At 62.9% G+C, this 10,616-nt stretch carries 10 protein-coding genes and 1 pseudogene; 2 read left to right on the top strand and 9 right to left on the bottom strand.

Annotation, left to right across the window (positions count from 1 at the left end):
• Positions 1-379: pseudogene (locus tag BG61_RS44260) on the top strand (hypothetical protein); the annotation flags it as partial.
• Between the two features lie 57 nt (positions 380-436).
• Here BG61_RS44260 and BG61_RS31985 read toward each other — a convergent pair.
• The 8 genes from BG61_RS31985 to BG61_RS31960 all read right to left on the bottom strand — a co-directional run bounded on the left by BG61_RS31985 (position 437) and on the right by BG61_RS31960 (position 9,198).
• Positions 437-1,138: a response regulator gene (locus BG61_RS31985; RefSeq protein ID WP_035928416.1), complete on the bottom strand. Its 702-nt coding sequence runs from the start codon at positions 1,136-1,138 to the stop codon at positions 437-439.
• Positions 1,135-2,634, bottom strand: a complete 1,500-nt coding sequence (locus BG61_RS31980) for a DUF4118 domain-containing protein (protein ID WP_051672928.1) — start codon at positions 2,632-2,634, stop codon at positions 1,135-1,137. Before BG61_RS31980 ends, BG61_RS31985 begins: the two co-directional genes overlap by 4 nt.
• A 46-nt stretch (positions 2,635-2,680) precedes the next feature.
• Positions 2,681-4,765 carry a potassium-transporting ATPase subunit KdpB gene (kdpB, locus tag BG61_RS31975; RefSeq protein WP_081868247.1) on the bottom strand — a complete coding sequence of 695 codons (2,085 nt, stop codon included), beginning with the start codon at positions 4,763-4,765 and terminating at the stop codon, positions 2,681-2,683.
• A gap of 14 nt (positions 4,766-4,779) precedes the next feature.
• The gene (kdpC, locus tag BG61_RS31970) at positions 4,780-5,457 is read right to left on the bottom strand and encodes a K(+)-transporting ATPase subunit C (RefSeq protein ID WP_035928413.1); all 678 of its coding nucleotides are present in this window, start codon (positions 5,455-5,457) and stop codon (positions 4,780-4,782) included.
• Between the two features lie 9 nt (positions 5,458-5,466).
• Complete coding sequence (gene kdpA, locus BG61_RS31965; protein WP_035928410.1) at positions 5,467-7,170, bottom strand: potassium-transporting ATPase subunit KdpA; 1,704 nt, start codon at positions 7,168-7,170, stop codon at positions 5,467-5,469.
• Between the two features lie 90 nt (positions 7,171-7,260).
• The gene (locus BG61_RS44255; RefSeq protein WP_232256046.1) at positions 7,261-7,653 is read right to left on the bottom strand and encodes a hypothetical protein; all 393 of its coding nucleotides are present in this window, start codon (positions 7,651-7,653) and stop codon (positions 7,261-7,263) included.
• 347 nt (positions 7,654-8,000) lie between these two features.
• Positions 8,001-8,198, bottom strand: coding sequence for a P-type ATPase actuator domain-containing protein (locus tag BG61_RS43715; protein WP_267908606.1), 198 nt, complete (start codon positions 8,196-8,198; stop codon positions 8,001-8,003).
• Positions 8,199-8,448: 250 nt separating this feature from the next.
• Positions 8,449-9,198 carry a M91 family zinc metallopeptidase gene (locus tag BG61_RS31960; protein ID WP_081868245.1) on the bottom strand — a complete coding sequence of 250 codons (750 nt, stop codon included), beginning with the start codon at positions 9,196-9,198 and terminating at the stop codon, positions 8,449-8,451.
• A gap of 605 nt (positions 9,199-9,803) precedes the next feature.
• Here BG61_RS31960 and BG61_RS45080 point away from each other — a divergent pair.
• Positions 9,804-9,992 (top strand): RNA polymerase sigma factor, encoded by a 189-nt coding sequence (locus BG61_RS45080; RefSeq protein ID WP_370818053.1) that lies wholly within the window; start codon positions 9,804-9,806, stop codon positions 9,990-9,992.
• 18 nt (positions 9,993-10,010) lie between these two features.
• Here BG61_RS45080 and BG61_RS39485 read toward each other — a convergent pair whose 3' ends face one another.
• Complete coding sequence (locus BG61_RS39485; RefSeq protein ID WP_051672927.1) at positions 10,011-10,442, bottom strand: MAPEG family protein; 432 nt, start codon at positions 10,440-10,442, stop codon at positions 10,011-10,013.
• Between the last annotated feature and the right edge of the window lie 174 nt (positions 10,443-10,616).

Raw genomic sequence — 10,616 nt, 5'->3', positions numbered from 1 at the left:
TGGCACTCGCACGATGCGCCGTACGAAGGCTTCGTTGATCTATCGACGCACCAGGAATCTGCGCGCGGTTCAGTTGCTGTTGGGCCATACCAAGCTTGAAAGTACAGTGCGATACTTCGGGATCGAGGTAGACGACGCACTCGAGATGGCTGAGCAGACCGAAGTCCAATTGCCTAACGACCGGCGAGCGGGCGCCTGCCAGCCAGGAGCCGTCGTCCAAAACTGGACAACGTATGCCCGCTCTCGGAGGGAAACGGACATGCGACGCGTGGCAGTCACCGACCACTTGAATCCGCACGCCTTGGCGGTCATTAGCGACCCGCCGTACCGTGCCTTCAGCAAGTACGCGCTCATCTTGCCTGTCAGAGGCGATGATTGATTCCTGTGACAAACATGGCCGCAGGATTTGGCGATATCGGTCGGGCCAGGGCAAACCTCAATTTGATAAGCCGGCGAGCCGGTAGCCGACCTGCAGTTCCGTGACGAGGTGCAGGGGCCGGGTGGGGTCGGCCTCGAGCTTCTGGCGCAGCGTGCCCATGTACACCCGCAGATACTGCGGCCGGTCGCCGTAGCCCGGTCCCCATACGTCCAGCAGCAGTTGGCGATGTGTGAGAACGCGTCCGTAGCCGCGGATCAGGGCGGCAAGCAAGCGGAATTCCGTCGGCGTCAAATGGACGGCCTCACCCGCCCGGATGACCTCATACGTAGCAAGATCGACGCTGATGTCCCCGAAGCGCACGATCGACGATGCCGGACCGCCACTCGTCACGATGCTCGCCCGGCGCAATTGCGCGCGCACGCGAGCGATCAGTTCGGGCACGCCGAAAGGCTTGGTCAGGAAATCGTCCGCGCCTGCGTTCAACGCCTCGACTTTTTCCTCCTCGCGGTCGCGTGCCGACAACACGAGCACAGGCGCACTCGACCAGCCGCGCAATTGCCGGATCAGGTCCTTGCCATCTCCGTCGGGCAGGCCCAGATCGATGATCAGCAGTTCAGGCTGGCGACTCGCGGACTCGATTCGGCCCTGTGAGGCGTCGGCGGCCTCGAATACGGTCATGTCTTCCCTTTCGAGGGACAGCCGAATGAAGCGGCGAATGTCGGACTCGTCTTCCACAACCAGAATGCGCGGTTTGCTCATGTCAATGCCTCGTGTTCGATTTCCGGGGGCGTGCCGATGGGTAATCGGATCTCGAAACGCACGCCTCGGGGCGTGAGCCGTTGCGCGTGGATCGTGCCTTCGTGCGCCACGACGATCGTGCGGCACAGTGCGAGACCGAGTCCCACGCCGCTGATCGACGATTCCTTGACGCCGCGCGTAAATGGTTCGAAGAGATGCTCTGCATTCAGGCCCGGCAAGCCCGGTCCGTCGTCTTCGATGAACAGGCGCAGCGTATCCTCCGATACGCTTGCGCGGATCGAGATACGCGTACCGGCAGGCGTGTATTTCACCGCGTTGTCGAGCAGGTTGACGAGCACGCGTTCGAACGCGATCGCGTCGAGTTCGATGAGCGGGAGATCCGGCGGCAACTGAGTCTGCACCTCATGCGCCGCAAGCAAGGCAAATTGTCTGGCGAGCGCGCTGCCCACAACCTCGCCCAACGCATTCCATTCCTTGTTGAGTCTGACCCCCTCGCTTTGCATCCGCGCAAGATCGAGCAGATTCGTCACGAGGCGGTGCAGGCTTTCCGATTGAATCCGGATCGCACCTGACAGGCTGACGCGCTCGGCAAGCGGCAGGTCAGTCATCTGTTCGAGTGTTTCGGCGAGGCCCCGAATGGCTGTGAGCGGGGTTTTCAGGTCATGGGAGACCGCGGCGAGCAGGGCGCTGCGAAGCCGTTCGCCTTCCATGCGAACGAGCGTGTCCTGTGCGATCTCCACGAAATGCGTGCGCTCGAGGGCGAGTGCAATCAGCGAACAACAGGCGTCGAGCAGCCGACGGTCGGCAGGTTCGCTGGGTCGCGCAGCTTCATCGATTCGCACCACCAGTACACCGCGGGTACTCATCGGCGCCCTGAGCGGCAGATACAGCGCAGCTGCGCCCGGCAACGTCGGCGTGCTCCTCCCCGCGGGCTGCAAACGATCGTAGGACCATTGCGCGATCGAAGTATCGACAAAGTCCTCCGGGTGGACGCAGGCCAGTTCGCTTCTGCTGTCGGGCAAGACGAGTGCGATCCGGGCCGCGAACAGCGGCGCGATCGTCCCGGAGCAGATCGCGTTGATCTGCTCCACCCTGAGCGCCCCCGAAAGTTCGCGCGCGACCCGCGCGACCGCAACCGCATGGCGCTCCCCGGCGGTTGCCACGCGTGCCTTGAGGTGAAGCTGCGCGGCCAGCTGGCCGGTCACGAGCGCCACGGCCAGGATCAGCACGAAGGTGAACAGGTATTGCGCGTCGGATACCGCGAACGAGAAGCGCGGCTCGACGAAGAAGAAGTCGAAGCTCGCGACGCTCAAGAGCGCGGTCCAGGCGCCGGCGACGCGCCCGAGGCGCAGGGCCACGAGCACGACGGTCAGGAGAAACAGCCCGACCACATTGGAGAGGTCGAAAACATGGAGCAGCAGACTCGCGAGGAGGGTCGTCGCGGCGCATGCCAGGGTCGCCAGGACCAGCGGCCAAAAGAAACGTTCGGCGGACATGGACTCACTCATGAGCAAGGTCGACCCGCCCGCACGCGGGGCCGCCTCAAAAGAACGGGGTGATCAGCAAGTCGATCAGCTTGATCCCGAGAAAAGGTGCGATCACCCCACCGAGCCCGTAGATTAGCAGGTTGCGCGAGAGCAGGCGCTGCGCCGGCTCCGCACGATGCCTGACGCCCTTGAGCGCGAGCGGGATCAGCGCGACGATGATCAGGGCGTTGAAGATAACCGCTGACAGGATAGCCGAGGCCGGGCTGTGCAACGCCATGATATTGAGCGCGCCGAGCGCCGGATAGGTCACGACGAACGCCGCGGGAATGATCGCAAAGTATTTCGCGAGATCGTTCGCGACGCTGAAGGTCGTGAGCGCGCCGCGCGTCATGATCATCTGCTTGCCGACTTCGACCACGCGCAGCAGCTTGGTCGGATTGCTGTCGAGGTCGACCATGTTGCCGGCTTCCTTCGCCGCCTGGGTGCCGCTGTTCATCGCGACGGCGACATCCGCCTGTGCGAGCGCGGGCGCATCGTTGGTGCCGTCACCCGTCATCGCGACAAGCCGGCCCTCGGCCTGGTACTTCCGGATCAGCGCGAGCTTGTCCTCGGGCGTTGCTTCGGCAAGATAGTCGTCGACTCCCGCTTCGGCGGCGATGGCGGCCGCCGTAAGGCGGTTGTCGCCCGTGATCATCACGGTCTTGATCCCCATCCGGCGCAGTTCCGCAAACCGTTCTTTGATGCCGCCCTTGACGATGTCCTTGAGCTCGATCACGCCGAGCACGCGGGCTTCGTCCGAGACGACGAGGGGGGTGCTGCCGCGTCGGGAGACGTCTTCGACCACGCGTTCGACCTCGGCAGGCCATATGCCCCCGAGTGCGAGCACGTGGGCACGAATCGCCTGGGACGCCCCTTTGCGAATCCGCCGGCCGCCGGCATCCACGCCGCTCATCCTCGTGTGCGCACTGAACGCCACACGCACGCTGTTGCCGAGTTCGCGTCCGCGCAACTCGAAGCGCTGCTTGGCCAGCACGACGATCGAACGTCCTTCGGGTGTCTCGTCAGCGAGTGAGGCGAGCTGCGCCGTATCGGCGAGCATGCGTTCGTCGATGCCCGGTGCGGGCAGGAATGCGGCGGCTGCGCGATTGCCGAGTGTGATGGTGCCGGTCTTGTCGAGCAGCAGCACATCGACGTCGCCGGCCGCTTCGATCGCCCGCCCGGACGTAGCGATGACGTTTGCACGCAGCATGCGGCTCATCCCGGCGATGCCGATGGCCGAGAGCAATGCACCAATCGTGGTCGGGATCAGGCAGACGAGCAGGGCGATCAGCACCGTCAGGCTGACGATTTTCCCCGCGCCCGCCAGCGTCACGCTAAAGGCCGAGAACGGCAGCAGCGTGACGCACACCAGCAGGAACACGATCGTGAGCGCCACGAGCAGGATCGTGAGCGCGGTCTCGTTCGGCGTCTTGCCGCGCCGGGCTCCTTCGATCATGGCGATCATACGGTCGAGGAACGCCTCGCCGGGATTGGCCGTAACACGCACGATGATCCAGTCCGAGAGCACCCTGGTGCCCCCCGTTACCGACGAGAAGTCTCCGCCGGATTCACGGATCACCGGTGCGGATTCGCCCGTGATCGCCGATTCATCGACCGATGCCACGCCCTCGATCACTTCACCGTCGGCAGGGATCATCTCGCCCGCCAGCACCAGGACGAACTTGCCCGCGACCAGTTCGTCGCTGGGCACGACGTAGGTCGTGCTGTCGTACCGGGGCTCATCGAGGACCTTCGCGAACACCCGCTTCTTGGCGGCCCGCAAGGCCGCCGCCTGCGCCTTGCTGCGGCCTTCCGCAAGGGCCTCCGCTGCGTTCGAGAACAATACGGTGAACCAGAGCCACACCGTCACCGCAAGGATGAAGCCCGCCGAGGCATCCGCTTCGCCGCGCAAGGCACGCAGCCAGAGCAGGGTCGTGACGATGCTGCCCACGTAGACGACGAACATCACCGGGTTTTTCCACTGGGCCTGCGGAGCCAGCTTCTTCAACGCCTCGACGGCGATCTTTTGCCAGAGGACCGGGGCCACGTGCGCGCGGATTACTTCAACTTCGGCCGTCAAAATCTCTTCTTTCGCATTCATATGAGCTCCCTCGCTTACTTTGCCGAGGATGGTTTCGGTCCAAGCGCATCAAGCGCGAGATTGAGCGCCAGCACGTTTGCGCGGGGCTCGCCGAGCAGGCCGAGCTGACGCGGCGACGAGTGCTCACCGATCAGCGTTCTGATCTGCTGTTCGGACAGGCCACGTGCACGCGCGATGCGGGATGCCTGCAGGCTTGCGTTGGCGAGAGAGATGTCCGGATCGAGCCCGGACGCCGACGCGGTCACCGCATCGACGGGAATCTCCACGTCACCCCCGAGCCCGTTTTCCTGGCGATACACGCGAATCCGGTCGCGAACCTGATCGATCAGCTTCTTGCTGGCCGGACCGAGATTGCTCGCACCGCTGAGGGCGGCGTTGTAGGGGGAGGAAATCGTCTGGCTCGGGTCCTTCGGATCGGGCGCTGCCGTCGCGCTCGGGCGCGGATGGAAATATCCGGGCTGCGTGAAGTTCTGGCCGATCAGCGAGGAGCCGATCACGGCATCCCCACGCTCGACCAGACTGCCGCCCGCCTGCTTGTGAAACAGCAGTTGCGCGAGGCCGGTGGTCAGGAGCGGATAGCCGAGTCCCGTGACGACCATGAAGAGGACCGCAGACGTGAGTGCGGGGCGCGCGAGGCCGCGTATCAGCGGGGCGGCGGCCGAAGAGGTTTGGGCGTGTTCGAGAGTGCTCATGAAGGATCCTTAGAACAGTTGTCCGCCCGACAGCATCAGGTGCTCGACGATCGGCCCGAGCGCGAGCGCGGGGAAGAACGTGAGCCCGCCCACGAGCAGCGCGACGAAGACAAGCAGGATGGTGAACAGCGGGGTTGCGGTCGGCAATGTGCCGAGCCCGTCCGGTACGCTCTTTTTCGCGGCAAGGGAGCCCGCGACGCCCAGCATGGGCAACAGCGTGAAGAAGCGGCCGAACAGCATCGCGAGACCGATCGTCGTGTTGAAGAACGGCGTGTTCGCATTGAGGCCGGCAAACGCGGAACCGTTGTTGGCCGTGGCGGACGTGTACGCGTACAGCACCTCGCTGAAGCCATGCGGGCCCGTGTTGTTGAGACTGGCGACCGTCGAGGGCAGAACGACCGCGAGCGCGGTGAAGCCGAGGATGCAGGCGGGATGCGCGAGCACCGCAAGCATCACGAGCTTCATCTCGCGCGCCTCGATCTTCTTGCCCAGGAATTCCGGCGTGCGGCCGATCATCATGCCGACGATGAACACCGTCAGAATCGCGTACGTGATGAGATTGATAAAGCCGACGCCGTCGCCGCCGAACACGTTGTTGAGCATCATTTCCGCGATCGGAACCAGTCCGCCGAGCGGCGTCAGCGAATCGTGCATGGCATTGACCGACCCGGTCGTCGCGGCCGTGGTGACGGCCACGAACAGGCTGGTCTGAGCGATGCCGAAGCGCGTTTCCTTGCCTTCCAGATTGCCGCCGGACTGGAGCGTGCTCGCGTGCTGGTCGGCGCCGATCGCTGAGAGCGCAGGATTGCCGTGCTGCTCCGCGCCGTAGATGAGCGCAAGGAAACCCAGGAACATCACGAGAAACGCCGCGAGAAACGCCCACCCCTGGCGGCGGCGCAACAGCATGCTGCCGAACGTGTAGGTGAGGGCAGATGGAATCAGCAGCATGCACAGGATGTGAATCGTGTTGGTCAGCGGCGTCGGGTTCTCGAACGGATGCGCGGCGTTCATGCCGAAGAAGCCGCCGCCGTTCGTGCCGATGTGCTTGATCGATTCGAGACTGGCTACCGGCCCCATCAGGATCTGCTGCTTGACGCCCTCGAGCGTCGTGGCCGTCACATCGCTGCCGAGCGTCTGCGGGATGCCCTGCCAGACATAGATCAACGCGACTACGACGGACAGCGGCAGCAGGACGCGATAGACGACACGCGTGAAGTCGACCCAGTAGTTGCCGATATGCGAGGTGCTCCGGCGGCTCAGTCCTCGGATGAAGCCGCCGCATGCCGCCACGCCCGTGGCTGCGCTGACGACCATCAGGAACGTGATCGCTGCCATCTGCGAGAAGTTCGAAAGACTGGTCTCGCCGGAGTACGACTGCCAGTTGGTATTGGTGACGAACGAAGCTGCCGTGTTGAACGCGAGGTCGGGCGTCTGCGAGGTGCGCTGGAGGGCGTCGAAGGGCAGAAGATCCTGTACGCGCAGCAGCAGATAGCCGAGAAACATCATCGCGGCATTGCTCAGCAGCAGGGCCATCCCATACCGTTTCCAGTTCATTTCCTCGGACGGCGCGACGCCGAGCGCGCCATAGGTCCATCGCTCGGCGAGCCCGTGGGATGAGGCGGTAAAGACACGTGCGAGCCATTTGCCGAGCAGAACGACGAGCGGCGTCATGATCAGCAGGACAATCACGAGTTGGGCAAAGTCATAGGCCATGTCGGTGCTCTCAGATTTTGCCAAGCGCAACGGTAAACGCCGCGGAGGTGATGAAGAATGCAAGTGTCACGACCACGAATATCAGATCGTTCATATCTGTTTCCAATGCTTGATGAGGAAGGGCAAGCGGCGGATGCGCCGTGCGGTCAGAATTCTTCTGGCTTGATCAGCGCGTAAAACAGGTAGACGAACAGCGCGGCCGTAAGCAAGGCGACGAACCAGATCATGACGGCAGGCCTCGCAGGTGAAGCAGGCCGCAAGGCGCCGGGTGCCCGATTGGGGGGAGGAGGCTGGCATTGGGCCGGCACTCTGAACGAAGGCAAAGCCACATACGGAAATCTCCAGTAGAACCTTCGCTACTGTAGAAAAGTCCGCGTAAAGACGGCGCTGTGTTTGGAAGGTCGAAATCAAGGCCGCATAAAGAGCGGCCCGCGACCAGGCGAACGGCTGACAAAATGACTGATCAACCGGGGCCGGTGCCATGGCCGGCACAGGTCCGGGCGGTTCAGGCTATCCCACGCGACGACTGCCGCTCGAACGCATGAAGCAGATCGCCGATGTTGTACGGTATGCGCCGAGAAACGGCCGCGGTCGGCAGCGCGGGTTTCCGGTCGGGATGCACGACCTTGTAGTCCGATGCGAAGATCACCTTAAAGGTCGGGTCATGCCTGCGTGCATTGGTCGCTGCGAGGTAAGTCGCGCAACGCGATCAGCCCATCGGCCCGCTTGCCAGACAGCACGTCGACCATTGTTTTGCCATGCTGTTCGAGCGCTTCGCGTGCCGTGACTACCGTATCTTCGAGCGGCGCCAGTTCGGCCGCATATCGCGGTTAGCCGACCGACGCGAAGCCGTTCATGAGTCGCGCGGTGACCGCCTTGCCGGGGATGTCCGGCGCGGTGCGCCGCACCTCGACGCGCAGTTCCCCATTGGTGATGACGCTGCCGGCATATGCCGATGCGCACTGCAACTTCGCGACGGGTGTCGACTGGCCAGTCACGGGCGCTTCGTCGAGTTGGGACGAATCTATTTTTATCTACGCTCGTCCCCGGTCTTCACCTCGGTGATCTGACGAGTGTCTATTTCGCCGCGGCGCGCATGTTCACTGCACCGCTGAGGCGACCGACCGAGGGTCGGTCGTATCATGAGCGCCCGCTCGCCAACTCCGTTCGATACGGGTCCCGCTGCCGCGCAACCCGCGGCTGGTGCCCTACGGTGCCGATGCGGCGCAATGGCAGACATGGGGGCGCATGGCACAGGCGGGTGGACGTTGACAGGGCTCACGTGGTCAGTGCGCCCGGCTGGAGGCCTGAATACCGGCTTCGTGGTGCGATGCCGTGGTCGGCGCGGATCGCGTTTTCCGTAATCGGGCCTGCCGGATACGGGCGAAGTCCGGTCACCGCGAGTTCATCGGCTTCGGCATATACCGCGGTCTCGCCCTTCAGGCTGCGCATCGCATGAATCAGTTCATGGGCTAGTCCGATGAAAGGAGGTCGATGCCCATCCGGCGAGTCGTACTTGCTCGGATTCCAACGAATCATGGATGGCGAACCGATATCGCCATCGAGAAACCGCATCTGGGCGCTTGCCCACGCAGCCGCATTGAAGTTGGACACGTTGCCTGTCAATGGAACGGGTGCGCTCGTCCTTCCAACCTGTTGGGCGCCTTGCGCGCGCACGAGGTTCGACGCACTTGCACTGTTCGAGCCGGCGTATACCCGCGCGCCGAATGAGCCAGGAGATAGGGAGAGGCGCTGACCATCACCGGACGGGATGATCGCGACTTTGTAGGGCAGGGTGGTGTGGATCAGCGCCGCGGCCAGTTCAATTTGATCCATCAGCCTGCGGCCGGCTACACCGCCCGCGATCTTGTCGAGGGCTTCGAGCGTCGCGCCGACAAACGATGCGGGATCCAGCTGCCGCCGTCCGACCATGACGCCAGAGAATTGGGTCGGCGTCCACTGAAAACCCGGCTGGGCGTTCGCTTGCGATGGATTCTGAAGAAACCGCGGGATCCCAATGGATGGCATGTAGTTAGGTAGTTAGACTATGAGAGTCTTGGTAAAACAGCCATGGCCTCAGATTTATTCCAATAGGACGCCGTCTTCGTCACTGTCAACTCCGTTCACCTGCAGCTCCAGCTACCTCGCGGCGAGCAAAAAACGCGAGTACGTGAGGCTGTCACACAGGTCCGTCGGTCACCTTTTACCACCCACGGACATCAAGATTAGCTACTGTTCGAATCCGGCGCCTTGATCGGCTGCCATAGGAAGGGTCTGCTACATCATCCAGATTCAACAAATTACTGCCCGACTGCGTTGACCTTTTTTCAGCGCTACCCCTGGAGGCAACTACGCTTTGCCGTCATCCGGTATAGATCGACGACGCTCAGCGGGCAACCTGATGCCGGGGAATCGGCGCGTGGAGGGCGATGGGCAAGAATGGAAACGGATCGAGGGACCGGTCTAGATGTACTTCATTCTGCATTCCGTTTGGCTCGACGGGTCGCATTTGGTCTCGTGGATAATGAAAGCGCTACCACGCGCAATCGCGTGGGCCTGGCGAACCTGAACGGTACGCAACCGCGGGGTTCTCCGACAACGACGCCGCCACGAGCTGGAAGGTCGTAAGGGCTGTGGAGATACAGCCTAACGAGGAGCGCGCCGTGGTGCTGCTATTCGACGTGCCGGGACTCACCTGTCAAGAGATGGCTGAGGTACTCGACTCATCGAAGGAAACCGTTATGCGCCGCTTGCTGAGCGCACGACGAACATTAGAAGTCGGTGGCGCTGGCAACCATCCAAGGAAGGGGAGAAGCAGCTGAGGCTGCAAACCATTGTTTCTAGAGGAGCGACAGCGCGGTGCGAATGACGATTACCTGCAGTACGAAGCTCGAAGCGATGAATAGGAGAAAGCGGTCGGTCCGATCACGTGCCGTGATGTGACTGATGCTGTGCGCAATGCGCATGGCTACGTAGACCCACGCCAGCCTAAGATCGAAGCCCGTACACCTGCCGGATAACGCAAGCGTAAATTCCGACGCGTAGAAAAGAATCGGCGCCTCGAGCAAATGTGCATTGTCGCGCACGATCCATGTGCCGCGGGCGGGAACGTCTTCCTCCAGCACCCGCAGGCGCCTCCAGCTTATTGTCCTCGAGAAGGGGATGCGAAGCGTCGCCGCCACAATGGCTGTCACGATCCCTGTTCCCCATATGACGATAGCGGTCCACGCGACGAGCACGATCGCCGGCACGAGAATCGGGCAATGCGTCATAGGCGATCAGGCCTAGCAAGGTATCGGGCGGACTGCATTCCTCCCCCGGCTCGACGTGAGCGGCGTTGGCGTTCACAGCAGCCATGCGTGCTTGATGACGGTGATAGGCCGCCCCGGCAGTAATGGACAGGCGCACAAGCTACTTTCGCAACGAATTCGACGGCCGCGTTGCCT

Source organism: Caballeronia glathei, from assembly GCF_000698595.1.
GTDB classification, from domain to species: Bacteria; Pseudomonadota; Gammaproteobacteria; order Burkholderiales; family Burkholderiaceae; genus Caballeronia; species Caballeronia glathei.
The sequence above is the reverse complement of the archived record's forward strand: the minus strand, read 5'-3'. Positions and strand labels throughout refer to the sequence as shown.